The organism is Asaccharospora irregularis DSM 2635, from assembly GCF_900129815.1.
GTDB classification, from domain to species: Bacteria; Bacillota; Clostridia; order Peptostreptococcales; family Peptostreptococcaceae; genus Asaccharospora; species Asaccharospora irregularis.
Map to the genome: position 1 here is coordinate 38,599 of NZ_FQWX01000006.1, position 26,167 is coordinate 64,765.

The 26,167-nt window shown below is 30.5% G+C and carries 28 protein-coding genes; 27 read left to right on the forward strand and 1 reads right to left on the reverse strand.

Annotated features, from left to right (window positions below; genetic code table 11):
* Window positions 1-56: 56 nt before the first annotated feature.
* From BUB34_RS04240 to hpf, 14 genes are all read left to right on the forward strand, one after another.
* Window positions 57-1,268, forward strand: coding sequence for a CCA tRNA nucleotidyltransferase (locus BUB34_RS04240; RefSeq protein WP_073124579.1), 1,212 nt, complete (start codon window positions 57-59; stop codon window positions 1,266-1,268).
* 27 nt (window positions 1,269-1,295) lie between these two features.
* Window positions 1,296-2,453: a radical SAM family heme chaperone HemW gene (gene hemW / locus BUB34_RS04245; RefSeq protein ID WP_073124581.1), complete on the forward strand. Its 1,158-nt coding sequence runs from the start codon at window positions 1,296-1,298 to the stop codon at window positions 2,451-2,453.
* Window positions 2,454-2,554: 101 nt separating this feature from the next.
* Window positions 2,555-3,574: a heat-inducible transcriptional repressor HrcA gene (hrcA, locus tag BUB34_RS04250; RefSeq protein WP_073124583.1), complete on the forward strand. Its 1,020-nt coding sequence runs from the start codon at window positions 2,555-2,557 to the stop codon at window positions 3,572-3,574.
* Window positions 3,575-3,591: 17 nt separating this feature from the next.
* Entirely contained in the window at window positions 3,592-4,176 is a 585-nt protein-coding gene (gene grpE, locus BUB34_RS04255; protein ID WP_073124585.1) for a nucleotide exchange factor GrpE, read from the forward strand.
* A 157-nt stretch (window positions 4,177-4,333) separates the two neighbouring features.
* Window positions 4,334-6,160 (forward strand): molecular chaperone DnaK, encoded by a 1,827-nt coding sequence (dnaK, locus tag BUB34_RS04260; protein WP_073124588.1) that lies wholly within the window; start codon window positions 4,334-4,336, stop codon window positions 6,158-6,160.
* Between the two features lie 101 nt (window positions 6,161-6,261).
* On the forward strand, window positions 6,262-7,407 hold the full coding sequence (gene dnaJ / locus BUB34_RS04265) for a molecular chaperone DnaJ (protein WP_073124590.1): 1,146 nt from the start codon (window positions 6,262-6,264) through the stop codon (window positions 7,405-7,407).
* Between the two features lie 342 nt (window positions 7,408-7,749).
* Complete coding sequence (gene prmA / locus BUB34_RS04270) at window positions 7,750-8,691, forward strand: 50S ribosomal protein L11 methyltransferase (protein ID WP_073124592.1); 942 nt, start codon at window positions 7,750-7,752, stop codon at window positions 8,689-8,691.
* An 8-nt stretch (window positions 8,692-8,699) separates the two neighbouring features.
* Window positions 8,700-9,452 carry a 16S rRNA (uracil(1498)-N(3))-methyltransferase gene (locus BUB34_RS04275; RefSeq protein WP_073124594.1) on the forward strand — a complete coding sequence of 251 codons (753 nt, stop codon included), beginning with the start codon at window positions 8,700-8,702 and terminating at the stop codon, window positions 9,450-9,452.
* Window position 9,453: 1 nt separating this feature from the next.
* Complete coding sequence (gene mtaB, locus BUB34_RS04280; RefSeq protein WP_073124716.1) at window positions 9,454-10,752, forward strand: tRNA (N(6)-L-threonylcarbamoyladenosine(37)-C(2))-methylthiotransferase MtaB; 1,299 nt, start codon at window positions 9,454-9,456, stop codon at window positions 10,750-10,752.
* 42 nt (window positions 10,753-10,794) lie between these two features.
* Window positions 10,795-11,163 carry a histidine triad nucleotide-binding protein gene (locus BUB34_RS04285; protein ID WP_073124597.1) on the forward strand — a complete coding sequence of 123 codons (369 nt, stop codon included), beginning with the start codon at window positions 10,795-10,797 and terminating at the stop codon, window positions 11,161-11,163.
* A 158-nt stretch (window positions 11,164-11,321) separates the two neighbouring features.
* On the forward strand, window positions 11,322-11,501 hold the full coding sequence (gene rpsU, locus BUB34_RS04290; protein WP_003416618.1) for a 30S ribosomal protein S21: 180 nt from the start codon (window positions 11,322-11,324) through the stop codon (window positions 11,499-11,501).
* A gap of 26 nt (window positions 11,502-11,527) precedes the next feature.
* Entirely contained in the window at window positions 11,528-11,971 is a 444-nt protein-coding gene (locus tag BUB34_RS04295; protein WP_073124599.1) for a GatB/YqeY domain-containing protein, read from the forward strand.
* A 117-nt stretch (window positions 11,972-12,088) separates the two neighbouring features.
* On the forward strand, window positions 12,089-12,586 hold the full coding sequence (locus BUB34_RS04300) for a TspO/MBR family protein (RefSeq protein ID WP_073124601.1): 498 nt from the start codon (window positions 12,089-12,091) through the stop codon (window positions 12,584-12,586).
* Window positions 12,587-12,767: 181 nt separating this feature from the next.
* On the forward strand, window positions 12,768-13,304 hold the full coding sequence (hpf, locus tag BUB34_RS04305; RefSeq protein WP_073124603.1) for a ribosome hibernation-promoting factor, HPF/YfiA family: 537 nt from the start codon (window positions 12,768-12,770) through the stop codon (window positions 13,302-13,304).
* Between the two features lie 102 nt (window positions 13,305-13,406).
* On the opposite strand, the gene BUB34_RS04310 is transcribed toward hpf, so the two are convergent.
* Window positions 13,407-14,378, reverse strand: coding sequence for a hypothetical protein (locus BUB34_RS04310; RefSeq protein WP_073124605.1), 972 nt, complete (start codon window positions 14,376-14,378; stop codon window positions 13,407-13,409).
* 151 nt (window positions 14,379-14,529) lie between these two features.
* Between BUB34_RS04310 and BUB34_RS04315 the strand changes: the two genes are divergently transcribed.
* The 13 genes from BUB34_RS04315 (at window position 14,530) to glyS (ending at window position 26,121) form a co-directional block, all read left to right on the forward strand.
* Window positions 14,530-14,766, forward strand: coding sequence for a YabP/YqfC family sporulation protein (locus BUB34_RS04315; RefSeq protein ID WP_073124607.1), 237 nt, complete (start codon window positions 14,530-14,532; stop codon window positions 14,764-14,766).
* Between the two features lie 12 nt (window positions 14,767-14,778).
* On the forward strand, window positions 14,779-16,077 hold the full coding sequence (gene yqfD / locus BUB34_RS04320; RefSeq protein WP_073124609.1) for a sporulation protein YqfD: 1,299 nt from the start codon (window positions 14,779-14,781) through the stop codon (window positions 16,075-16,077).
* 30 nt (window positions 16,078-16,107) lie between these two features.
* On the forward strand, window positions 16,108-17,127 hold the full coding sequence (locus BUB34_RS04325) for a PhoH family protein (protein WP_073124611.1): 1,020 nt from the start codon (window positions 16,108-16,110) through the stop codon (window positions 17,125-17,127).
* Window positions 17,128-17,138: 11 nt separating this feature from the next.
* Entirely contained in the window at window positions 17,139-17,597 is a 459-nt protein-coding gene (ybeY, locus tag BUB34_RS04330; RefSeq protein ID WP_073124613.1) for an rRNA maturation RNase YbeY, read from the forward strand.
* A gap of 5 nt (window positions 17,598-17,602) precedes the next feature.
* Window positions 17,603-18,322: a diacylglycerol kinase gene (locus tag BUB34_RS04335; protein ID WP_073124615.1), complete on the forward strand. Its 720-nt coding sequence runs from the start codon at window positions 17,603-17,605 to the stop codon at window positions 18,320-18,322.
* A gap of 221 nt (window positions 18,323-18,543) precedes the next feature.
* Window positions 18,544-18,954 (forward strand): cytidine deaminase, encoded by a 411-nt coding sequence (locus BUB34_RS04340; RefSeq protein ID WP_073124617.1) that lies wholly within the window; start codon window positions 18,544-18,546, stop codon window positions 18,952-18,954.
* A gap of 48 nt (window positions 18,955-19,002) precedes the next feature.
* Window positions 19,003-19,896: a GTPase Era gene (gene era, locus BUB34_RS04345; protein ID WP_073124619.1), complete on the forward strand. Its 894-nt coding sequence runs from the start codon at window positions 19,003-19,005 to the stop codon at window positions 19,894-19,896.
* An 11-nt stretch (window positions 19,897-19,907) separates the two neighbouring features.
* Window positions 19,908-21,287 (forward strand): magnesium transporter, encoded by a 1,380-nt coding sequence (gene mgtE, locus BUB34_RS04350; protein WP_073124621.1) that lies wholly within the window; start codon window positions 19,908-19,910, stop codon window positions 21,285-21,287.
* Between the two features lie 71 nt (window positions 21,288-21,358).
* Window positions 21,359-21,517: a YqzL family protein gene (locus tag BUB34_RS04355; protein ID WP_073124623.1), complete on the forward strand. Its 159-nt coding sequence runs from the start codon at window positions 21,359-21,361 to the stop codon at window positions 21,515-21,517.
* Window positions 21,483-22,256: a DNA repair protein RecO gene (recO, locus tag BUB34_RS04360; RefSeq protein WP_073124625.1), complete on the forward strand. Its 774-nt coding sequence runs from the start codon at window positions 21,483-21,485 to the stop codon at window positions 22,254-22,256. Before BUB34_RS04355 ends, recO begins: the two co-directional genes overlap by 35 nt.
* Complete coding sequence (locus BUB34_RS04365) at window positions 22,249-22,842, forward strand: DUF4342 domain-containing protein (RefSeq protein ID WP_073124627.1); 594 nt, start codon at window positions 22,249-22,251, stop codon at window positions 22,840-22,842. The genes recO and BUB34_RS04365 overlap by 8 nt, the downstream gene beginning before the upstream one ends.
* Window positions 22,843-23,176: 334 nt before the next feature.
* Window positions 23,177-24,055 carry a glycine--tRNA ligase subunit alpha gene (gene glyQ / locus BUB34_RS04370; protein ID WP_073124630.1) on the forward strand — a complete coding sequence of 293 codons (879 nt, stop codon included), beginning with the start codon at window positions 23,177-23,179 and terminating at the stop codon, window positions 24,053-24,055.
* A complete protein-coding gene (glyS, locus tag BUB34_RS04375; protein WP_073124632.1) occupies window positions 24,055-26,121 on the forward strand; it encodes a glycine--tRNA ligase subunit beta in 2,067 nt (688 codons plus the stop codon). Before glyQ ends, glyS begins: the two co-directional genes overlap by 1 nt.
* The last annotated feature ends 46 nt before the right edge of the window (window positions 26,122-26,167 follow it).

Consider the following 26,167-nt stretch of genomic DNA (forward strand, 5'->3'; position numbering starts at 1 on the left):
ATTTATAACTTACAACAGGTTAATTTAGCAATAAAATAAAAGGAAGATGATAATAATTGTTTAATATAAATATACCTACAAAGGTAGAAACTATAATTGAATGTTTGGAATTAAACGGATATGAGGCGTATATAGTCGGAGGATGCGTAAGAGATAGTTTGCTTGGAAAAATACCAAACGACTGGGATATAACAACTAACGCAACACCTAATGAAATAATTAATATATTTGAAAAGACTATTCCAACAGGAATAAAGCACGGAACAGTAACTGTATTGGTGGATAATATCCCATTTGAGGTCACAACATATAGAATAGACGGTGAATATAGCGATGGAAGGCACCCTGATTCGGTAAAGTTCACAGAGAGTATAAATAAAGACTTGTCTAGAAGAGATTTCACGATAAATGCTATGGCCTATAACCCCAAAAAAGGGGTTGTAGATATTTTTGATGGGTGCAAAGATCTAGATAAAAAACTAATAAGGTGTGTAGGAAATCCATCTATTAGGTTTGAAGAAGACGCCCTGAGAATGTTAAGGGCTATTAGATTTTCAGCTCAATTAAACTTTACTATTGAAGAAACTACAATAAATAGTATAAAAGAAAAGAGTCCCTTAATAAAAGAAGTATCTATAGAAAGGATACAATCGGAAATAAACAAAATATTATTATTTGACTCATCAAAGTTATATCTACTAAAAAAAGTTGGATTATTAGAGTATATAATTCCAGAGATATGTGATGATTTAAGCGAGATACTTATTTTTACAAATAATATTGAAAGCAATCTCCATCTAAAACTTACTATGTTATTTAGAAATATGTCATTAGATAGTACTCACTATGTTCTAAGAAGATTAAGATATGATAACAAGACAATAAATAGAGTTTTAATATTATCAAAATACAGAGACTATAATATAGAACTAGATAGAATATCTATAAAAAGAATCTTAAATAAGCTGGGAGATTTAACTTTATTTGAAGATTTAATTAAGCTAAAGATGGCTAATTTATCAAACGAAGATCCAGAAACACTAAACTTATTAAATATCCAAAAAAGGGCAAACATTATAATACAACAAAAAGAATGTTTCCTGATAAAGGATTTGGCTCTAAATGGAAAAGATTTGATTTCGATTGGAGTAAATAGAGGAAGAGAGATAGGAGAAACACTAGATAAATTATTGGAAATTGTTATAGAAAATCCAGAACTAAATAATAAGGATGAGTTAAATAAAATTGTGTTAGAGATGATAAATTAAAGGTAAATATCTATAGGAGGTGATTTTATGCTAGGACTTTATATACATGTTCCGTTTTGTGTAAAAAAATGTAACTACTGTGATTTTAATTCGTATAAGATGGATAAAGCTTCAAAGAAAACATACATAGAAAATCTAAAAAAAGAGATGAAGCTTTATAAAGAAAAATTAAGAGAAGTGGACAAAGAAAAAGTCGGACAGGAAAATACTATAACAAGTGTGTTTTTGGGTGGAGGTACGCCAAGTATACTTAGTAGTGATGAAATAGTAGAGATATTTAAATCTATAAGAGAGTGTTTTAATATAGACAAGGATGCGGAGATAACAATGGAATGTAACCCAGGAACTTTGAACATAGAAAAATTAAAAACTATGAAATCAGTTGGAGTAAATAGATTAAGCATTGGACTTCAAGCTGTTCAAGATTACCATTTAAAATATATAGGAAGAATACATACTTATAGTGAATTTGAAAAAAACTACAAAGAGGCAATTGATGTTGGATTTAAAAATATAAATATAGATTTAATGTATTGCCTTCCAAATCAAAGAGAAGAGGAATGGAAAGAAACACTACAAAAAGTTATTGGTTTAAATCCTACACATATATCTGCGTACTCTCTTATACTAGAAGAGGGAACAGAACTCTATAATATGTACGAAAGAAATGAATTTGAACTTATAGATGAAGATAAAGATATTGAAATGTACAATTACACAATTAATTATCTAAAATCAAAGGGTTATAATCAATATGAGATATCCAACTACTCAAAAAAGGGGTATGAATGTAAACACAACATATTATATTGGAAGTGCAAGCATTATATAGGAGTTGGTCCAGGAGCTTCTGGTTATATATACAATGAAAGATATAACAATGAAGAAACATTACAAAGTTATCACGATAAACTATCCAAAAATGAACTTCCCATAAAAACTAACGAAAATCTTGATACAAAAGATAAGATAGAAGAAAAAATATTTATGGGACTTAGAATGAATGAAGGGATAAAATTCGATGACTTTAAAAAAGAATTCAATATAGACTTTAAAAGTAAATATAATAAAAAAATAGAAGAATTAGTACTAAGAGAGCTAATAAAAGAAAGCGAATTAGGTATAGAGCTAACTCAAAGAGGAAGAGAAATATCAAATAGTGTATTTATTGAATTTATAGATTAACATAAAACTGTTGACAAAATATATTTATAATGATATATAATATATATAATCTTTTTTAGCACTCGGATATAGTGAGTGATAACAGCTAGGAGGTATTACCTATGGAGTTGAATGATAGAAAACTAAGTATCCTCGAAGCTATAGTTAAAGATTATATAGAAACCGCTGAGGCTATAGGCTCTAGAACAATATCTAAAAAACATAATTTAGGAGTTAGTGCTGCTACTATAAGAAATGAAATGGCGGATCTTGAAGAGTTAGGATATCTTATACAACCGCATACATCTGCTGGTAGGGTTCCATCTGAAAAAGGTTATAAGCTATATGTAGATTTACTTATGAGTAAGAGTGAATTAACAGACAATGAAAAAAGTCTTATTGAACAATGTATAAACAACAATGTAACTCATATAAAAGACTTAATTCACGAAACTTCTAAGCTGTTATCTCAACTTACTAACTACACAACAGTAGCAGTTACAAAAAGCGTAGCGAATCAAATCATCATAAGACATATACAATTAGTTGGTATTGGTGATAATAAGGTTTTGCTAATAGTAGTAAGCGACAAAGGTGATATAAAGAATGCAGACCTTTGTACTAATGTTTATTTAGATCAATCTAAGCTGAATTTAATTTCTGATAATCTTACAAGAAAACTTTCGGGAAAGGCTATAACAGACTTAGATGATAAATTAATTGCATTTATAAAATATGAGATAAGTGAATATTCGACATTTATAGACCAACTTCTCGATGCATTGAATCTGAATATGGCACAGGAAGAATTATCACTATCTTTAAGTGGAGCTACCAATATATTTAGTTATCCCGAATTTAATGATGTCCTAAAGGCTAGATCGTTTTTAACTATGTTAGAAGAAAAAGAAGTAGTAGCCAACATGATTAAGTCTAAGGGAATCCAAAAGGAAAACATAAATATAACAATTGGAAGTGACAATGATTGTGAAATAGCTCAAGATTGCAGTATAGTTACAGCAACATATAATATTGACAAAGAACTTGTCGGTCGTATAAGTTTTATAGGGCCAACAAGAATGGATTACTCTAAGGTTTATTCAGTTGTTAATTATATGAGCTTATTGATAAATAAAAAATAGACAAGGGGTGTAATATCTTGGATGAAAAAAATATACATCAGGAAGAAAAGGAAGATTTAATTAACGAAGATATGGGAAAAGAAGAATTAGAAAAAGAAGAGTTAGAAGAAAATACTAAGGAAAACACTAAACAAGATAATGTAGAAGATATTAATTCTAGATTAGAGGAAAAAAAAATAAAAGAGGAATTAGATCAGATGAATGATCAATACCTTAGACTTCAAGCAGAATATACAAACTATAGAAGAAGAACACAACAAGAAAAAGAAACTATAGGTATGTATGCAAATGAAAAAATAATGCAAGAATTAATATTGGTTATAGACAACATGGAGAGAGCATTGGAATCTTTTGAAGATAAAGAAGATGCTATGTACAAAGGTGTGGACCTTGTTTACAAGCAACTAAAAGACACTCTTGAGAAAAATGGACTAGAGGAAATAGAAGCTGAAAATCAAGAGTTTGATCCTAACCTACATCTAGCAGTAATGCAAGAGAGCGTAGAAGGGGTAGAGCCAAACAAAGTTACAATGGTTCTTCAAAAAGGATACAAATTAGGAAATAAAGTGATTAGAGCTACAATGGTTAAAGTTTCTTGTTAATAAATACAAGAATAAAATTTAATTAAGTCAATAGTAATGTATATTTTAGAATTAAGATAAATTTTAAAGTATATATTAATTAAAAAAAGTATATATTAATTAATATAAAATCAAATTTAGAAAATAAATATATAATTACTTAAGGAGGATATTTATCATGGGAAAAGTAATAGGAATAGATTTAGGAACAACTAACTCATGTGTTGCTGTTTTAGAAGGTGGAGAACCACAAATAATAGCAAACACAGAAGGTATGAGAACTACTCCATCAGTAGTAGCATTTACAAAGGATGGAGAAAGAATAGTAGGTGAACCAGCTAAGAGACAAGCTGTTACAAATGCGGATAGAACAATAACTTCTATAAAGACTCATATGGGTACAGATTATAAAGTAGATATAGATGGAAAATCATATACACCACAAGAAATATCAGCAATAATTTTACAAAAATTAAAATCAGATGCTGAAAGTTACTTAGGTCAATCTGTTACAGAAGCTGTTATAACAGTTCCAGCTTACTTTACAGATGCTCAAAGACAAGCTACTAAAGATGCAGGTAGAATAGCAGGACTTGATGTTAAGAGAATAATAAATGAGCCAACTGCAGCTGCTCTTGCTTATGGTATGGATAAACTAGACCAAGAAAAGAAAATATTAGTATTTGACTTAGGTGGAGGAACTTTCGACGTATCTATTCTTGAAATAGGAGATGGAACTTTCGAAGTTTTAGCTACTGCAGGTAACAATAGATTAGGTGGAGATGATTTTGACCAAATAGTAATAGATTACTTAGCAGACGAATTCAAAAAAACTGAAGGTGTTGACTTAAGAAATGATAAAATGGCTCTTCAAAGATTAAAAGAAGCTGCTGAAAAGGCTAAAAAAGAATTATCATCAACAATGAGTTCAAACATAAACTTACCTTTCATAACGGCTACAGCTGAAGGACCAAAACACTTAAACATAGATTTATCAAGAGCTAAATTTGAAGAATTAACAGAAGGTTTAGTAGAAAAAACTATGGAACCAACTAAGAGAGCCCTACAAGATGCAGGACTTTCTACATCAGAAATAGATGATGTTTTATTAGTAGGTGGTTCTACAAGAATACCAGCAGTTCAAGAAGCAGTTAAAAAATTCATAGGTAAAGATCCTCACAAAGGTATAAATCCAGATGAATGTGTTGCAGCAGGTGCTTGTATACAAGCTGGTGTATTAACAGGTGAAGTAAACGACTTATTATTACTTGACGTTACTCCATTATCTTTAGGAATAGAAACTATGGGTAATGTAATGACAAAAATAATAGAAAGAAATACTACAATACCAACTAAAAAATCTCAAGTATTCTCTACAGCTGCAGACAACCAAACAGCTGTTGATATACACGTTCTTCAAGGTGAAAGAAGTATGTCTTATGACAATACAACTTTAGGAAGATTCCAATTAACAGATATACCACCAGCACCAAGAGGAGTACCTCAAATAGAAGTTACTTTTGATATAGATGCTAATGGTATAGTTCACGTTACTGCTAAGGACTTAGGAACAGGAAAAGAACAAAAGGTAACTATAACTTCAGGAACAAACCTTTCTGAAGAAGAAATAGAGAAAAAAGTAAAAGAAGCTGAAATGAATGCAGAAGCTGACAAGAAAAAGAAAGAAAAGATAGAAGCTTTAAACCAAGCTGAATCAACTATATACCAAACTGAAAAAACTTTAAATGAACTTGGAGACAAAGTTAGTGCAGATGATAAATCAGCAATAGAAGCTGCTATAGCAGATCTAAAAGCTATAAAAGATAAAGAAGATTCTACAGCAGAAGAAATCAAAAAAGCTATGGATGAGTTAATGAACAAATTCCATAAGATATCTGAGCAAATGTATCAACAAGCAGGAGCTCAAGGGGAACCACAACAAGAACAACCTAAAGATGATAATGTAGTAGATGCAGATTTTACAGAAGTAAAAGAAGATAAATAAATTTCAACCGATTTAGAATATGAAATAATAAATAATAGCTTGTAGTTTGGTATTCTACAAGCTATTGTTTTGTAAAGTAAAGTGAAGGCAGGTGACAAGCATTGAGTACAAAAAGAGATTATTATGAATCTTTAGGTGTAAGTAAAGAGGCAGATGCTTCAGAAATAAAAAAGGCATATAGAAAACTAGCCATGAAGTACCATCCAGACAGAAACCCTGGAGACAAGGAAGCAGAAGAAAAGTTCAAAGAGATAAGTGAAGCATATGAAGTATTATCAGATGAAACTAAAAGAAGAAACTACGACCAATTTGGCCACGATGGAGTAAATGGTCAAGGCTTTGGCGGTTTCGGAGGACAGGGCCAAGGTTTCGGTGGATTTGAAGATATGTTTGGAGATATATTTGGCGATATGTTTGGGGGAGGCTTTGGAAGCTCAAGAGTGAGAAGAAGAGGACCACAACGTGGAGCAGATATAAGACAGAGCATAACTATAACTTTTGAAGAAGCAGCCTTTGGTAAAAAGGCATCTATAAAGGTCAATAGAAGTGAAGAATGTGAAGCATGTAATGGAACAGGAGCAAAGCCTAGAACATCTAAAAAAACTTGCCCTACTTGTAACGGAACAGGAGAGGTTAGATCAGTTCAAAGAACTCCTTTTGGTAATATAGCAAGCTCAAGAACATGTGGCGAATGTGATGGAACAGGTGAAGTAATAGAGACTCCATGTAGCAAGTGTCATGGAAGAGGAAATAATAGAAAAGTAAAAACAATAGAAGTCGATATACCAGCAGGTATAGACGATGGACAAATGATAAAACTTTCTGGTCAAGGTGAAGTAGGAGAAAAAGGTGCCCCAAGAGGAGATTTATATATAATAGTAAATGTAAAGCCACATACTCTATTTACTAGAGAAGGAAATGATATTCACTTTGAAATGCCTATAACATTTGTTCAAGCAGCACTAGGGGACGAAATAGAAGTTCCTACTTTGGATGGAAAAGTTCAATACAAAATTCCAGAAGGAACACAAACAGGAACAGTATTTAGATTAAAAGAAAAAGGAATACCTCGTCTAAGAGGAAACTCTAGAGGAGATCAATACGTAAAAGTAACAGTAGAAATACCTAAAAAATTAAACGACAAACAAAAAGATTTACTAAGAGAATTCGCAAAAGAGTGCGGAACGGATGTGCATGAAAGAAAAAAGAGCTTTGGGCAAAAACTAGAAAATTTTTTCAAAAAATAATAAACTTATTTAAAAAATAAATTATAAGAAGTAAATATAACATTAGATTTAATAAATATACTTTAAAAAATATTACTGGGGGCTATACTCCAGTAATATTTTTTTGTAACCTATAACTAATCGATTATAATTAAGAAAAAGTATTTTTTTATTGATAAAATTAATCCTAGAGAAGGGTAGGTGAAGATATAAGTCTTACCGACATTGCAGCTTGACTGTCTGGAGGAAGACTTATATCGAACCGACCCGAAGCTCTGATTTAATTTACTATAAAACATAATATTACTTATGATATAATAGAGGTTATGGAAAATATCAAAACCAAAGAAAGGAAGATTACATATGAAATGGATTGAAGTAACTATAAAGACTACAACAGAAGCTGTAGAAGCTATAACAAATATATTAGATGAATTAAGAACTGGAGGAGTAATGATAGAAGACCCTAAAGATTTTCTATTTCAAAAAAAGAATGAATTAGATTGGGATTACGTAGAAGAAGAAGTTTTTAACAAGAGTGGACAAGACGGAGTTCTTATAAAAACGTATATATCAGAAGAAAGAAATGTAGTAGAAGTTGTAGAAAATATAAAACACAGAGTTTTATCATTAAGAGACTTTGGTATAGATATAGGGGAAGGTAGTGTATCTTTAGGCCAAGTAAACGAGTCAGATTGGGCTAATGAATGGAAAAAATACTACAAACCTACAAAAATAGGACAAAGAATAGTAGTAAAACCTACTTGGGAAGATTATAAGCGTGAAAACGGAGAATTAATAATAGAGCTTGACCCAGGGATGGCATTTGGTACGGGAACTCATGAAACTACATCTATGTGTATAAGAGAGCTAGAAAAATATGTAAATGCGGATTCTAAAGTATTTGATATAGGTTGTGGTAGTGGAATACTTGCAATAGCAGCAGCTAAATTAGGGGCAAAAGAAGTATTGGCGGTAGATTTAGACGAAGTAGCCGTAAAAGTATCAAAAGAAAATGTAGAAGAAAACAATGTATCGGACTCAGTTGAAGTTCGTCATGGAAACTTAATGGATGTAGTAAAAGACAGAGCGGACGTTGTTGTAGCTAATATAATAGCTGACATAATAAAAATACTTGCAAAAGACGTTCATAATTTTATGAAAAAAGATGCTGTATTTATATCATCAGGAATAATACTTGATAAAGTAGAGGAAGTAAAAGAAAGCTTAATAGAAAACGGATTTGAAATAATAGATATCAAAAAACTTGGTGAATGGTCAGCAATAGTTTCTAAGCTTAAGTAGGTGATGATATGGATAGATTTTTCGTTGAAAAAAATAATATAAATCTAGAAAATAATACATGTATTATAGAAGGAGAAGATGTAAAACATATCTCAAAAGTATTAAGATGCAAAATTGGAGAAAAGCTTGAAATATGTGATAAAGAAAACGGTGAATATATAGCTGAAATTATCGGTATAGACAAAAACACAGTGAATTTAAATATATTGGAAAAAGTAAATATAAATAGAGAATCCAATTTAAAAGTAAAATTATATCAGGGACTTCCTAAAGGCCCTAAAATGGAAATGATACTTCAAAAACTTACAGAAGTAGGAGTAGACGAAATAATATTAGTACAAACCAAAAGAAGTGTAGCAAAAGTAGATGACAAAAAGGAAGACAAAAAATTTGAACGCTGGGAAAGAATAATATACGAGGCGGCAAAACAAAGTAAAAGAGGAAAAATTCCAAAATTAAGAGGGGTTTTGAGTTTCGATGAAGCTTTAGAGGATATGAGACATAATGATATGAATATATGCCCTTATGAAAACGAAAAAACGACCTCAATTAAAAAATCAATAAAGAATGTAAGTATAAATAATATAGGTATATTCATAGGACCAGAGGGTGGCTTTGCAGAAGAAGAAATAGAAAAAGTTCAGCAAATTGGAGCTAATATAGTTTCATTAGGTCATAGAATCCTAAGAACAGAGACAGCATCAGTTATCTCTACATCTATAGTATTGTATGAACTAAGTGACTTAGGAGGAGATGAATAAAGTGAAAAAGGTAGCCTTTTACACTCTAGGATGTAAAGTAAATCAATATGAAACAGAAGCGATGCTTGAATTATTCGAAAAAGATGGATACGAGCAAGTAGATAGTGAAGAATACGCAGATGTCTATGTTATAAATACATGTACAGTAACACATATGAGTGATAGAAAATCACGTCAATATATAAGAAGGGTTAAGAGAAAAAACCCAGATGCAGTAATAGCAGTTGTAGGATGCTATTCACAAGTATCACCAGAAGAAATACTAGAAATAGAAGAAGTAAATCTAGTAATGGGAACTAACGATAGAAGAAAGATAGTAGAAGAAGTAAAAAAAATAGATGCAACAAAAAAAGCTAGTACAGTTGACGATATAATGAAAGTCAAAGCATTTGAAGAAATAGAAATAAGTCAAACCAATGGAAAAACAAGAGCATTTATGAAAATTCAGGATGGGTGCGATAGATATTGCACATACTGCATAATTCCATATGCTAGAGGAAGAGTTAGAAGTAGAGATTTAGATAGTATAATTTCAGAAGTTGAAAAATTAGTTGATAATGGATACAAGGAAGTCGTATTAACAGGTATACACATAGCATCATATGGAAAAGATTTAAGAGATAGTGAAATTAAATTACTAGATATAATAAAAGAAATAAACAAGGTAGAAGGAATAGAAAGAATAAGACTTAGTTCAGTAGAGCCAATTTTATTTACAGACGAATTTGTAAGTGAAGTATCAAAAATGAAAAAAGTTTGTCCTCACTACCATTTATCTTTACAAAGTGGTTGTGATGAAACACTAAAGAGAATGAATAGAAGATACACAACACAGGAGTACAAGCAAATAGTTGATAGGCTAAGAGAAAATATACCTAATGTGGCAATAACTACAGATGTAATAGTAGGTTTTCCTGGGGAAACTAATGAAGAATTCCAAAAAACATATGAATTCTTAAAGGAGATAGAGCTTTCGCAAATGCATATATTTAAATATTCTCCAAGAAAAGGTACTCCAGCTGCTACTATGGAAAATCAAGTAGACCCTCAAATGAAACATTTTAGAAGTGAAAAACTTATAAATCTAGCCAAGGAAAACTTTAATAAATTTACAAATAAATTTATAGGCCAAGATTTAGAAGTATTATTTGAACAAAATATAGGAAATAATAGATACGAGGGACTAACACCGAATTATATAAGAGTTGTTGTAGAAAGCGACAAAGATATAAGAGGAGAAATAAAAAAAGTAAAAATAAATGGAATAAAAGATGAATATGTAGAAGGAATTTTGGTGTAATATGTAGAAATAAATACTTCTATGATAGAGGGGGTGTATTAAATGAATTGTATATTCTGTAAAATAATAAATGGTGAGATACCATCTAATAAAGTATATGAAGATGACAAGGTATTGGCATTTAATGACATAAATCCAGTTGCTCCATACCATATACTAGTTATACCAAAAAAACACTATGACAGCATAATAGATGTTCCAGAAGAAGATATGGAGATCATAGGCTATATGCATAATGTCATAAATAAAATAGCTAAAGAACAAGGATTTGATAAGGCTGGGTTTAGAATTATCAATAACTGTGGAGAAGATGGTGGACAAGAAGTAAAACATATTCACTACCATGTTTTAGCAGGAAAGAAGCTTCCATTATATGAAGCACAACAAATATATGAAGCACAACAAAAATAATTTTTAATTAAAAGTTAAGTTGCATATTGATAAAAATACTTGATAAAAGTAAAAATTTAGTTTATAATAAACAAAGTGTTAGGTTGTAATGCATATTATGCAAAAGAACATAGTTACAGTCCCAGCATAATTGCGCTATCGGAGGGAGGGAAAAAGAAATGTCAGAAGTAAGAGTAAGAGAGAATGAAACATTAGACAGCGCTTTAAGAAGATTTAAGCGTCAATGTGCTATGTCTGGCATCATGTCAGAGGTTAGAAAAAGAGAGCACTATGATAAGCCAAGCGTTAAGCGTAAGAAAAAAGCTGAAGCAGCAAGAAGAAAAAACGCTAAAAAATAGTAAAAAATAATAAAGAGGTGAGGGGAATGTCCCTTAAAGCAAAGTTACAAGAAGATCTAAAATCTTCTATGAAAAACAAAGATACAGTCAAAAAATCTGTAGTAACTTTGATAAGAGCTTCAATCAAGCAGCATGAGGTAGATAACAGAGTTGAACTTGATGATGATGCTATTATAGATATTATATCTAAGCAACTAAAGCAACGTAGAGATGCTTTAGACGAGTTCAAAAAAGCTGATAGAGAAGACTTAGTGAGTGAAACAGAAGCTGAAATCGAAGTTTTAAAAGAGTACCTACCTCAGCAATTAAGCGAAGAAGAATTAAATCAAATTGTAAAAGATACTATATCTGAAGTAGAAGCTACTTCAATGAAGGATATGGGAAAAATTATGTCAGCTATAAAACCTAAGATAAAAGGAAGAGCTGATGGAAAACTTGTAAATGAGTTAGTTAAGAAAAACTTACAATAGATTAATACAGCCTAGAGAGAATTCTCTAGGCTTTTTATAATATAAAAAAATGTATTCATAAAAATTCACCCTTGTACATATTTATGAATTAAACAATAAGTTAAAGGGGGAAAAATTTTGATTATATCCATAAAAGAAGTCAAGAAATTTATTATATCGATATTTATACCGTTGGCGCTGGGTTTTTCTAGTAGTTTTCTAGCTGGGGCAATATCGGGCGGAGATATTTCTACATATTATTCTCAGCTAATAAAGCCGAGCTTTGCACCACCTAGTGCGGTTTTTGGTATAGTCTGGACGATATTATACATACTAATGGGTATTTCTGCCTATAAAATTATGAGCAAAGGGTATGAACGACCTAAAGTTAGAGATGCTATGTTTTATTATTGGTTACAATTGATTTTAAATTTCATATGGAGTATACTGTTCTTTGGATTTGATTTGAAATTTACAGCATTGATTGACTTAATTTTAATAATAATATTTGTTATAATTATGATTGTAAGATTTGCGAAAATAGATAAGAAAGCAGCCTATATGAACATACCATATCTAATTTGGCTGTTTTATGCATTAGTTTTAAACTACCTAATCTGGATTATCAATAAATAACCCTCTACCTTTAATAATATCATAATAATGTTAAAATAAATAGACTGTTAAATGCTATTATTTTCCTATATAATTATATTAATTTAAATATAAGTTACAAGCTGTATTTAAATTAATATCAATACTATTAATTTCATATATTTATATATTGTGGTTAATAGGCTTGAAGGGAGAGGTTATTATGCAATTAATATTATCTGGGAAGCAGATTAGACTAACTGAAGGAATAAAAGGATACATAGATGAAAAGTTGAGTAGGTTAGAAAAATACCTTAATCCTGATTCAGAAGTTAAAGTTACAGTGAGCGCAAGAAAAGATAGACAAAAAGTAGAGGTAACTATAATACCTATAAGTGGTCCTATCATAAGAGCAGAGGAAGTTCAAGATGACTTATATACAGCTATAGATATGGTGTATGATAAATTGAACAGACAAATAGTTAGATATAAAGATAGAGTAAAAGATAGATCCCAAGGTGGAAAGAGTATAAGATTTGAAGGTATAGAACAAGACAACGAAGAAGTAAATGAAGAAACAGATATAGTTATAGAGAGAAGAAAGAAATTTAACGTAAAACCAATGAGTGAAGAAGAAGCAATTCTTCAAATGGAACTGATTGGACACGGGTTCTATATGTTTAGAAATCAAGACACAGATGAAATAAACTTAGTATATAAGAGAAGATCAGGCGGATACGGACTGATAGAACAAGAATAGATACTACATTAAAATAATTTGAAAATAAAATATAACTAAAAAGGGAATGTATCCTCACTCAGAGGTATACATTCCCTTTTTATAATGCATAGAAATTTTTTATTAGAACAATATAGACAATTCCTCTATATAAGATAGCACTGTATTTATAGTTATAAAAAGACTTTTGCCTGGGCTAGGCTTTCCGAAATTATCTAAAAAATTATATTTAAACTTATAGCTTTCGGTAGAATCTTTATATGTTGATGTTATTAAATAATTTTTATCCATAGAAAGAAAATTAAAAATATGTTCAAACTTTGATTTTAAGTAAGAGTTACAGAAATCAACCGCCTCCTCTTTTGATAGAGGTGTAGGGTTTAGGGATTCTGACTCTATATACTGGTAAATATTAAATATTTTTGCATTAAAATCATATATCCTAACCTTAAATATTCTGTCGTTAGATCTGAAATAGTACTGATAAAATTTATTGGCAGGATTTTTATCGAAAAACACCTCATATGATTCATCAGATATAATTTTTTCTATTAAATTAAAATCGAAAATAAATCCAATACTCTCTATACACACTTGTCTATAGTACCTGGTATGAGTACTGTCTATTGGTTGAAATGATTCCTCGGGTAATGATTTGGTTAAAATATCGTGAAATTTAAATTGCTGAGAAATAGGAGTTCTAAATGAATGCCCGTATAATAAACAATAAATTGAAGAAAAAAATCCAAAATAACTATCGATTAGTCTATTTATTACTTGAGAATAAGAAAAATAAAATGAAAAATTTCTCAAATCATAGAGGTAATCCAGTACATCAGAAATATATTTAAGCAATAAATTTATCTGCCTATCATGATTTTTATCAATTTTTATTGATTTTGTATTACTAAGTACTAGCACATCTTTGTTCAAATTTTCATATAAATAACAGATAATTTTAATATTTTTTAAATTCTCAGACCTTATTTTAGGCAGGAACTTAAAATGATTATAGGAATTTGATTTCATTAATGCATTAAGTAGAAAGTCTATACATATACATTTTTGAACCAAATTCACAAAAGTATTTTTCAAGTGAGATCATCCTTTCAAATAGAGTTTTACGAAATATTATATAAGCATTTTATTCTAAATGCATAAATAAGTTTCCGTTTATACAAGCTAAATCACTAAAACAGTAATTTAAGAAAAATAAGAACATAAAATATAACAAGGAGGTATGTATATGTTAGATATATCAGCAGATTTACAGGTAAACCAGCCTACTGTCACACTTATAGGGAATGAGTTTATTAGCATAGAAAATTATTTGTCTGTATTAGCATATGATGTTGTTTTGATAAAAGTGAAAACAAAACTAAATACAGTAAAAATATGTGGAGATAAACTTTCAATAAAATATATAACTGATAGCGATATAGGGATAAAAGGAATTATACATAGTGTGGAATATATAGATTAGGAGGAGGTACATTTGATAAGTTATATAAGGGGTTACTACGTTATCCTTGTAGAAGGTATTGGCATAGAACAATTTATAAATCACCTTATAAAAAACGGGATAGATGTTTATAATGTAACTAAAATAAACAATTCTAAGATGCAATTTTGTATAGACAGAAAGGATCTTAAGAGACTAAAGAGTGTCTATAGAGGAAATAAATTTGAAATCACAGTCAAGCAAAAAACTGGAATACCGTTTGTCTTAAAAAGAATATACAAGCATAAGGGAATGTGGATATGCGCAGTTATTTCCTTAATGTTACTTATGACAATGTCACAATTTGTGACAGATATATACATACAATCTCCAGAAGGAATAAAAAAAGAAGAACTTAGAAAAGAGTTATACTCAGTAGGACTAAAGCCAGGGGTTTATAAAAAGGATATAGACAGAAAAGAAATTAGAGACTATATAATGTCAAAATTTGATGAGGTAGCATATGTATCCATAAACGTAAAAGGGACTAATATTTTTGTTACTATAACCAAGAAAGCAGAAACCCTAAAATCTAGCGAAGAATCTAATTATTGTAATATAATAGCTACAAAAAATGGTATAATAGAAAAGGTAATTCCAAGAAGTGGAAATCAAGTTGTGGAAAAAGGAGATATAATTCAAAAGGGAGATGTTCTTCTAAATGGGTCCAATACAAAGGCAATACCAGAGGTATGGGCAAGTACCTTTTATGAGTGCAAAAAAAGTGCAAATTACATAGACACTAAAAAAGAGAAAACAGGAGAAAGTAAAAAAATATATACCATAAGTTTCTACGATAAAAACTTTACAATAAGGAGAAACATAAAGTATAAAGACTATATTATTGAAAATAAAAATCGCAAAGTCTCATTTGGTAATTATACTTTCCCGGTTCAGGTGAAGGAGAGCACTTTTTATGAGACAAAAAATATAAAAATAAAAAAGGATAGAGAACAACTCAAAAAAGAACTATCAAAAAAGGTTTTAAAAGAATTAGAATATACTATACCTCCTTCTGCAAGAATAATAGATGTAAAACATGACTACAAAGTTAATAAAAATATGTTAGAATATTTAATAACAGTACAAACTAGCGAAAATATAGCCAAGGTTTATCCATTAAGTAAATCAGAGGCAGAACAAATAATAATTGAACAACAAAAAAAATCAGAAGAGGAAGAAATGCCATCTAATCCTGAAAAAAGACCTATAAATGACATAAGAAACGATTTTGAGGATAAAAATAAAGATAAGGACAAAGAAGACAAAAAAGATGATAAGTCTCAAAATTAGAGTTGTAAAACCTAAGGAGGAAAATTAAAGTTGATAATTCAAAAAAAATTTATAATATCAGAACCTAAGTTTGAAAGAGAGTTATTTGGAAATTTTGATGAAAATGTCAAGTTAATAGAAGAAACATTAAATATAGATGTAATACTAAGAGAAGGTAATATTGTTTTGATGGGAGAAGAAAAAAACGTTGACTCTGCACTTAAGCTGATGAATGAGTTACATCAAACAGTTTTAAATGGAAAGAGTTTAGACAAACAAAGTATATCTTATTCCCTATCTTTACTTCTTGAGGGAAGCGAGCAAAAGATAAAAGAGTTGGAGGATACGATTGTAATCACCCAAAAAGGAAAGGCTGTTCAACCTAAAACTCTAGGTCAAAAAGAATATATAAACCTTATAAAAAATAATGATATAACATTTGGAATTGGTCCTGCAGGTACAGGAAAGACATATCTAGCAGTTGCAATGGCAGTCAAAGCATTTAAAAGGGATGAGGTAAGTAGAATAATACTTACTAGACCAGCAGTAGAAGCGGGAGAGAGTCTAGGGTTCTTACCAGGTGATTTAAAAGATAAAGTAGACCCATATTTAAGACCTCTATACGATGCCTTATTTGAAATGCTAGGTCCAGATAAGTTTAATAAATATTTAGAAAGAGGTACAATAGAAGTAGCACCTCTTGCATTTATGAGAGGGAGAACTCTAGATAATGCATTTATAATACTGGATGAAGCTCAAAATACAACTCCAGAACAAATGAAGATGTTCTTGACTAGACTAGGATTTGGATCCAAAGCTGTAGTAACTGGAGATATAACACAAACAGACCTGCCAGACAAAAGAAAAAGCGGTCTTGTTCAAGCTACAGAGATTCTTAAGTCAGTAGAAGGAATAGGAACAATGATACTAACTGAAAGAGATGTTGTTAGACACGAGCTAGTCCAAAGAATAATAAGAGCTTACGAAAAATTTGATAAAAAAGAAGAATTTAAAAAAGTACAAAAACAAGAGAAAAAACAAGATAGAAAATATCAACAATATAAAAAGTAGGTGTAATAGATATGGAAATTATATTAGACGATAGACAAGACAAAATAAGTGTAAGTGAGGAACTAATAGATAAAATAAAGGACATAATACTTGAATGTTTAGACTACGAGGGATATGACTATAGCTACGAGGTAAGTTTGTCTTTTGTAGACAACAAAGAAATCCAAGAATTAAATAGAGAGTTTAGAGGTATAGATAGGGCAACTGATGTTTTATCATTTCCTCTTTTAACTGATGAATTTGATATAGAACTAGAAGAAGAATCTCTTGGAGATATAGTAATATCTCTTGAAAGGGCTTTAGAACAAAGTTTAGAGTATGACCATAGCTTTGAGAGAGAAGTATGTTTTTTAGTATGCCATAGTATGTTCCATCTTTTGGGGTATGATCATGATACAGATGAAAATACAAAAGAGATGAGAGAGAAAGAGGAATATATACTAAATAAGTTAAACATAACAAGGGAGTAAGTTTTATGAAACCAGGAAAAACTCGCCAAGGTATAATTCAGGCATTTAATGCAGCCATTGAAGGTATTTTATATACGTTTAAGTTTGAACGAAATATGAAGATACACTATTTGTTATCAGTAGTGGTTCTTATAGTAAGTTTGTTTTTTGATTTATCAAAATCGGAAATGATAATGTTATTGATGTCCATAAGTTTGGTAGTGATTTCAGAGATGTTTAATACTGCTATAGAAAAAACTGTAGATATGATAACTGACGAATACCATGTATTAGCGAAGATAGCAAAGGATGTTGCCGCGGGTGGTGTTTTAGTTGCTGCCTTAAATTCAGTTGTGGTTGGATATATATTATTTTATGATAAACTAACAGAGCTATCAGTGAAGTTGATTTATACAATCAGACAATCAGAACTACATATAACTTTAATATGCATAGTGTTAGTATTGATAGCAGTAGTTGTGGTAAAGGCGCTTACTTCTACAGGTACACCACTAAAGGGTGGTATGCCAAGCGGTCATGCGGCACTAGCATTTGCAATAGCAACATCTATAACACTTATGACAGAAAGGGTAGTGGCATCTACACTAGCATACATAATGGCAGTTTTGGTGGCTCAAAGTAGGATAGAGGGGAAAATACATACGTTTTGGGAAACTGTGGCAGGGGCACTACTCGGTGCATTGATAGCTATATTGGTTTTCCAAGTAGGAGCATTTTACAGCTAAAAAGAAGTCGTACTGACTTCTTTTTTTTACCCTTAATACAGAGTAAATTTAGAAAAACACTTGCATATAAAAAAATAAAGTATTAAAATATTATATTAAGAATTTTGTGTTATAATGAAAGGTACTAGATTAAAATACTAATAAAAAAAGTATAAAACAAGAATATTTCTGGTCAAATATTTATAATATATTTTTAAATGGCAAAACAGTAGGAGGAAAATATGAATAATATAGAATTATTAAAGATAGCAGAAGAAGCGAGAAAAAATGCATATGTACCCTATTCAAAATTTAGAGTTGGTGCAGCTCTTTTAACAAAAAGCGGAAAAGTTTATAGTGGATGCAACATAGAATGTGCTTCTATTGGAGGAACCAACTGCGGTGAGAGAACTGCACTTTTTAAGGCTATATCTGAAGGTGAAAAGGAAATCGATGCAATAGCTATATCAAGTGATAATTCAGAAAAAGACGAACCTACATATCCATGTGGAATATGCAGACAGGTTATAATAGAATTTGGTAAAGATATAAGGATAATAACAGGATGGTCACAAGGAAAAATATACGAGACAACAATGAAAGATTTATTGCCAAACTATTTTTCTGGATGTGATTTCATAGAAAATAAATAATATTTGATAGAAAAAATAATTACAAAAGAATAGATTAGGAGAAAATGAATGTTCAAATCAGGATTTGTTAGCATAGTAGGTAGACCAAATGTAGGTAAATCTACACTTATGAATAATGTAGTTGGAGAAAAAATTGCTATAATGAGCGATAAGCCACAAACTACAAGAAATACAATACAGGCAGTTTATACAGATGATGAAACACAGATAGTGTTTTTAGATACACCGGGAATCCATAAACCTAAAAATAAGCTGGGAGAGTTTATGGTAAAGGCGGCTACAGATGCATTTAAAAATGTTGATTTAGTGTTATTTGTAGTTGATGATTCAAAAAAAATCGGACCAGGAGACAAAAAAATCATAGAAGATCTAAAAACAATAAAAACTCCTGTAATATTAGTTATAAATAAAATAGATCAATTAGAGCAAAAAGATGAATTATTTGATATAATAAAAATGTACGATGCTGAAGGATTATTTAAAGAGATAGTACCAATATCAGCGCTAAAAGGAAAAAATACAAATAGCTTAATGAAGGCAATAAGAGGCTATTTAGAAGAAGGACCAAAATACTTCCCTGATTATATGATTACTGATCAACCAGAAAGAGTGTTAATATCAGAACTAATCAGAGAAAAGGTTCTTCACTATGTTCACGATGAAGTTCCTCACGGTGTTGCAGTAGAAATAGAAAAGATGAAATCTAGAAAAGACAAAGAAATTGTCGATGTTTCTGCCGTAATATATTGCGAGAGAAGTTCTCATAAAGGAATAATAATAGGAAAAAATGGAAGAAAGCTAAAAGGTATAGGAAAATCAGCGAGAGAAGATATAGAATTACTTTTAGGCTCTCAAATAAATCTTCAGTTGTGGGTTAAAGTCAAAGAGAACTGGAGAAATTTACAAAATTATATAAATAATTTTGGATATAATGATAAATAAAGGTGGATTATATGGATAGGAAACAGGATGCTTCGAAAGATTTATTATGTGAAGTCAAGGTATTAATTGATAACAATAGAGTATTGGAGTTAAGAGAATTAATAGAGGAATATCATATAATAGATATATTTGATATAATGGAAAACTTGGATGAAGATATGAAAATACAATTGTTTGAGGTTCTTCCATTGGATATGGCGGCCTCTATATTAGAAGAGAGCGGACCGGAATTTTTCAGTAGCATATTATCAAACATAGATATAGAACACAGAAAAAACATATTAGAGCTAATGTCTCTGGATGATATGGCGGACATATTGAGTCAACTAGAAGATGAAGAAAGAGAAAAGGTAATGGACCTTCTTAGTCAAGAAGATGCTGATTCTGTAAAAGAGCTGTTGGTTTACGAAGAAGAATCTTCTGGAGGTATAATGACTACTGGGTACATATCCATAAACAAAGATATGACAGCAAAAGAAGCTATAGAACATATGAGATCTGAGGCAGAAGAAGCTGAAACAATCTACTATATATACGTAGTAGATAATGAAGAAAGATTAGTAGGAGTTTTGTCTCTAAGAGAATTAATAGTTTCTAGAGATTCAAATATTGTTGGAGATTTAATGAGCGAAAATATAATTTCTGTCTATGTAGATGAAGATAGAGAAGAAGCAGTTAGACTAGTTTCTAAGTATAATTTAATAGCAATACCAGTAATAGATAGACAAGACAAATTAAAAGGAATAATAACAGTAGATGACATAATAGATGTAATGGAAGAAGAAGCCACAGAAGATATGTACAAATTCGCTGGGAGTTCTGAACACGAAAGAGAAGTTGTAGAAAAGGTAAATCCTACCCTAAAAGAACAGTTGCTGTCCTCATTAAGGGGAAGACTTCCATGGCTTATAATAACTTTAGTTGGAGGGTTATTATCGACGATAATACTTTCTAACCTAGACTATATAATGAACCATGCCTATGTATCGCTAGTATTTTTTATACCGGTGGTTATAGGAATGGGAGGAAATATAGGAACTCAATCATCAGCACTTACAGTAATGGCACTTTCCAATAAGGACTTGGATTATAATAATGTTATAAGAGAGGGTATAGTTGGAATAGTTACAGGTATTATATGTAGCGCAGTTGTAGGTCTTATGATATTTATGTTTATAAAAGATATAGATATAGTTTTGATAGTTTCAATATCTCTTTTAATAAATATGATAGTAGGAGCAACTATAGGTTCATTTATGCCGGTATTATTTAAAAGATTAGACGTAGATCCGTCTATAATTTCAGCACCAGTTATCTCTACTTTGCTTGATATAACTGGGGTTACGGTGTATTTCTTAATCGCTACTATATTATTGTCAAAAATTGCTTAGCAAGTTTATGTATTATTTACCCTCTTCTTACTAAAAATATAAGTATAACCGTAAGAAGGGGGTTTTTAAAAATGAACAATTTATGTTGGGAAGTTTTTAAAAAAACGGGCAATATAGAAGCCTATCTGTATTTACGTGATTGTGAAAACTTACATGAAGAAACGACTGAATATATGAGGGAGATAGATATACACGATGATAATTTTGAACACCCAGGGGATTGTACTTAAAAGCGTAAGGTACAAAGAAAACGATGTTATTTTGACCCTATTTACTAGAAAGTTAGGAAAGGTTGCTGCAATAGCAAAAGGAGCTAAGAGAAACAAAAGCGCTTTGCTTTCATCGGCACAAATTTTTGCATATGGCAACTATACCCTAAAAAGAAATGGAAATATGTACAGGGTTACTCAAAGTGATATCATAAAAAGTTTTTACGATATATCCTATGATATAGAGGCATTTTCATACGCTACATATATTACAAAACTAGTAGAGGGAGCTACTCTTGAAAATCAAACCAACAACAGATTATTTGTACTACTTGCACAGACACTTTATTTGTACACTCAAGAGAGCACAGACAAAATGTTTATAACAGCAGCTTTTGAATTGAAATTTTTAGATTATATAGGTTTTAGGCCCGTAGTTAGAGTTTGTAGTAATTGTAGCAGTAAAGATTTAAATGGCTCTACTTTTAATATATATGAAGGTGGAATACTATGTAGCAAATGTAGTCAAAATTTTGAAGGTAATCTAAAAATTGATTTAACAACTATAAAGCTTATGGAATATATAATAAATAATGATATACTTGCATGTAGCAAAGCAAAGGTATCAAAATATCTAGTATATGAACTTTCTAATATACTTCAAAAGTATTTGAAAGTTTATGTTGATAATATTGATTTAAAAGCATTATATTTTCTAAAAAGTATACAAAATGATAAGGGAGTTGAAAAGGATGAGTAATATAACTATTGAGAAAGTAGACGCAGTATTTGAAAGAATCCCAAGTGCTAGTTATGCAGAGGCAAAGGAAGCTCTTATACAATGCGATGGAGATGTAGTGGAAGCGGTTGTATTTCTAGAATCTAAGAAAAATACATCAAAAACTAAACAAGCTAAGCAAACAGTGGAAGATGTGTTTGGAAAAGATGGAGAAAAGGTAAAAGATCAACTAAAAGAACTTATCAGAAAAAGCAGTGTGATAAGAGTTATAGTTGAGAAAAATGACAAGGTAATAATAAATATACCACTTACAGTAGGAGTGGTAGGACTAGCACTAACACCTATAGTTACATTAGTAGGTCTATCAGCAGCTGTACTAAGTAAATACCGTATAAAAGTTCAAAACGAAGATGATGGTTCAGTTGTTGACTTAGGAGAACTAAACGAAGAAAAACTTAACACATTAAAAAGCATGCTTACAAATGCAGCAAAAGATGTAAAAGATTCAGTAGTAGACAAAAAATCAGATGACAAAGACATAACTGATGAACTTATGAAAGAATTTGATAAGATGGATTCAGAAGACAAAAAAGATGAAAATAAATAATATTAGAAAATAGTTTAAAAAGCCCTTTGTTTTTACGAAGGGCTTTTTATATATCCTAAATTAAAACACGTAAATTAGATAAAAAGAGATATAAACTTATTTATGAGATCAAAAAAATGGTTTATAACATCTCTAATTTGAATATTTTTTTTACATTAACACTAAAATTGATATATAATAGATTAATATAAACAACTACTAAATACATATTTATTTTCTAATTGACTATTAAATACAAGATATGGTCAAAATATAATTAACAAAACATAATTTATTATGAGTATTAAATTAAATATAGGATATGTATTAAATTAATAAATCAGGAGGAATTATCATGAATTTTCAAGAGATGATACTAACATTGCAAGCCTATTGGGCCAAGCAAGGTTGTATAATGATGCAACCCTACGATGTTGAAAAGGGTGCAGGAACAATGAACCCTAACACACTTCTAAGATCACTAGGTCCTGAACCATGGAAAGTTTGTTATGTAGAGCCATCTAGAAGACCGGCAGATGGTAGATATGGTGAAAACCCAAATAGATTATATCAACATCACCAATTCCAAGTTATTTTAAAACCATCACCAGAAAATATCCAGGAGCTATACCTAGGAAGTTTAAAAGAAATAGGAATTGATCCTATGGAACATGACATAAGATTCGTTGAAGACAACTGGGAATCAACTACTGTTGGAGCTTGGGGTCTTGGATGGGAAGTATGGTTAGATGGAATGGAAGTAACACAATTTACATATTTCCAACAAGTTGGAGGAATAGAGTGCGAACTTGAAACAGGAGAAATAACTTACGGGCTAGAAAGATTAGCCATGTATATACAAGAAGTTAATAGCGTTTATGATTTAAAATGGAATGATGAAATAACTTACGGAGATGTATTTAAAATGGCTGAGTACGAAAACTCAGTATATGCATTTGAAGAATGTGATGCACAAATGTTATTTAACTTATTTGATGTATATGAAAAAGAAGCACTAAAGCTTATGGAAAAAGGTCTTGTAGTGCCTTCATATGACTATGTATTAAAGTGTTCTCATACATTCAACACTCTAGATGCTAGAGGAGCTATAGGAGTTAGTCAGAGAGCTTCATTTATAGGTAGAGTAAGAAACATGGCAAGAACAGTTTCAAACATATATGTAAAACAAAGGGAAGAAATGGGATTCCCTCTTTTAAAGGAAGGTGAGAAATAATGAAAAACTACCTTTTATTTGAAATAGGTGTAGAAGAATTACCATCAAGATTCGTTAATAGCACTTTAGAACAGATAAAAAATAATCTAAACAAAATGTTAAAAGAAAATAGAATAACATTTAATGATATACAAACATATGGAACACCGAGAAGATTGACTTTTATAATTAATGAAATAAGCGAAAAACAAGAAAATTTAGAAGAAGAAGTAAAAGGTCCTTCAAAAAAGATAGCACTAGATGCAGATGGAAACTTCACTAAACCAGCACTAGGATTTATGAAAAGCAAAGGACTTAAAGAAGACGATGTATGTTTCAAAACTGTAGGCAAAGATGAGTACATATTCGGAACAATAAGACAAGAAGGAAAACAGACTAGCGAAGTATTAAAAGAAATATTACCAGAAACAGTAAAAGCTGTTACTTTCCCAAAAGCTATGCGTTGGGGAGGAAAAAACATCAGATTTGCTAGACCAATAAGATGGATATTAACATTATTAAATGATAGTGTACTTGAAATTGACTTAGAAGGAATAAAATCTTCTAATATAACTAAAGGGCATAGATTCTTAGGAGAAAAAGAATTTAGCGTAAACTCTTTAGAAGATTACCTAGAAAAACTAGAAAAAAATTACGTAATCTTAGATCAAAATAAAAGAAAAGATATGATAAAAAATCAATGTATAGAAGTAGCAAATTCACTAGGTGGAGAAGTTGAGTTTGAAGATGATTTATTAGAAGAAATAACTCATTTAGTAGAATACCCAACTGCTTTTTATGGGGAATTCGATCCTGACTATGTGAAGCTTCCAAAAGAAGTTGTAACAACTCCTATGCAACAGCATCAAAGATATTTCCCTGTAGTAAAGAATGGTAAGTTACTACCTAACTTCATAGCAGTTAGAAACGGAGATAAATACAAAATAGACAACGTTAAAGCTGGGAATGAAAAAGTTTTAGAAGCTAGACTAGCAGATGCATTATTCTTCTACAAAGAAGATACCAAAAAAAGTTTAGAAAGTTATATAGAAAAGCTAAAAAGCGTTGTATTCCAGGCAAAACTTGGAACAGTATACGAAAAAACTTTAAGAATAGAAAAATTAAGTCTAGATATACTCAACATGTTGGGATTATCTAGTGAAAGTGATGATGCCAAAAGAGCTGCCAAATTATCAAAAGCTGATTTAGTTACAGGGATGGTATTTGAATTTACTGAACTTCAAGGTATCATGGGAAGAGAATACGCTAAAGTTAGCGGAGAAAATGAAGCTGTAAGTGATGCTATATTTGAACACTACTTACCTAGATTTTCTGGAGATATACTTCCAAAAACAAATATAGGTATAGCATTATCTATAGCTGATAAAATAGACTCAATAGTAGGGTTCTTTGCTATAGGAATACAGCCTACAGGATCTCAGGACCCTTATGCACTAAGACGTCAAGCATTAGGTGTACTAAGCATACTAATGGATAAAAAACTAGAACTAGACTTAGGTGAAGTAATAGATTATGCACTAAATAACTACTCAAATATAGAGTTTGATCGTCAAGAAGTAAAAGCTCAAATAATGGAATTCTTTAATGAAAGAATAAAAAATCTATTTAGAGAACTAGGAATAAGATATGATGTAATAGATGCAGTAATAAGTGCAGACATAAGTGATATAAGCGATATGCACGCAAGAGCTATAGAACTTAACAACTGGCTTGAAAAAGACGAGTTAGTAGAGATGCTAACAGCATTTAATAGAGTATCTACATTAGCTCAAAAAGCCCCTTCTGATGAGGTAAAAGAAGAACTATTAAAAGAAGAAGCAGAAATCAAACTAAACAGTGAATTTAAAGATACTCAAACCAAAGTAGAAGATCTACTAAAAGACAAAAAATACAGCGAAGCACTAGATGCGTTTGCATCTTTAAGACCTGTTATAGACAATATGTTTGACTCTGTTATGGTAATGGATAAAGATGAATCTATAAAGAATAATAGACTAGGACTTCTTAAAAAGATATATGACACTATGCTTAAGATATGTGATTTATCTAAGATAGTGTATAAATAATTTAAAAGTATATAAAAACATTAAAATATGCTCCCTTTGTGTATAC

Excerpts from the sequence above, each read along its gene's own strand:
- hemW (WP_073124581.1), top strand. The coding sequence starts at position 1,296 with ATGCTAGGACTTTATATACATGTTCCGTTTTGTGTAAAAAAATGTAAC.
- hrcA (WP_073124583.1), top strand. The coding sequence starts at position 2,555 with ATGGAGTTGAATGATAGAAAACTAAGTATCCTCGAAGCTATAGTTAAA.
- dnaK (WP_073124588.1), top strand. The coding sequence starts at position 4,334 with ATGGGAAAAGTAATAGGAATAGATTTAGGAACAACTAACTCATGTGTT.
- prmA (WP_073124592.1), top strand. The coding sequence starts at position 7,750 with ATGAAATGGATTGAAGTAACTATAAAGACTACAACAGAAGCTGTAGAA.
- BUB34_RS04275 (WP_073124594.1), top strand. The coding sequence starts at position 8,700 with ATGGATAGATTTTTCGTTGAAAAAAATAATATAAATCTAGAAAATAAT.
- BUB34_RS04285 (WP_073124597.1), top strand. The coding sequence starts at position 10,795 with ATGAATTGTATATTCTGTAAAATAATAAATGGTGAGATACCATCTAAT.
- rpsU (WP_003416618.1), top strand. The coding sequence starts at position 11,322 with ATGTCAGAAGTAAGAGTAAGAGAGAATGAAACATTAGACAGCGCTTTA.
- BUB34_RS04295 (WP_073124599.1), top strand. The coding sequence starts at position 11,528 with ATGTCCCTTAAAGCAAAGTTACAAGAAGATCTAAAATCTTCTATGAAA.
- hpf (WP_073124603.1), top strand. The coding sequence starts at position 12,768 with ATGCAATTAATATTATCTGGGAAGCAGATTAGACTAACTGAAGGAATA.
- BUB34_RS04315 (WP_073124607.1), top strand. The coding sequence starts at position 14,530 with ATGTTAGATATATCAGCAGATTTACAGGTAAACCAGCCTACTGTCACA.
- ybeY (WP_073124613.1), top strand. The coding sequence starts at position 17,139 with ATGGAAATTATATTAGACGATAGACAAGACAAAATAAGTGTAAGTGAG.
- BUB34_RS04335 (WP_073124615.1), top strand. The coding sequence starts at position 17,603 with ATGAAACCAGGAAAAACTCGCCAAGGTATAATTCAGGCATTTAATGCA.
- BUB34_RS04340 (WP_073124617.1), top strand. The coding sequence starts at position 18,544 with ATGAATAATATAGAATTATTAAAGATAGCAGAAGAAGCGAGAAAAAAT.
- era (WP_073124619.1), top strand. The coding sequence starts at position 19,003 with ATGTTCAAATCAGGATTTGTTAGCATAGTAGGTAGACCAAATGTAGGT.
- mgtE (WP_073124621.1), top strand. The coding sequence starts at position 19,908 with ATGGATAGGAAACAGGATGCTTCGAAAGATTTATTATGTGAAGTCAAG.
- BUB34_RS04355 (WP_073124623.1), top strand. The coding sequence starts at position 21,359 with ATGAACAATTTATGTTGGGAAGTTTTTAAAAAAACGGGCAATATAGAA.
- recO (WP_073124625.1), top strand. The coding sequence starts at position 21,483 with ATGATAATTTTGAACACCCAGGGGATTGTACTTAAAAGCGTAAGGTAC.
- BUB34_RS04365 (WP_073124627.1), top strand. The coding sequence starts at position 22,249 with ATGAGTAATATAACTATTGAGAAAGTAGACGCAGTATTTGAAAGAATC.
- glyQ (WP_073124630.1), top strand. The coding sequence starts at position 23,177 with ATGAATTTTCAAGAGATGATACTAACATTGCAAGCCTATTGGGCCAAG.
- glyS (WP_073124632.1), top strand. The coding sequence starts at position 24,055 with ATGAAAAACTACCTTTTATTTGAAATAGGTGTAGAAGAATTACCATCA.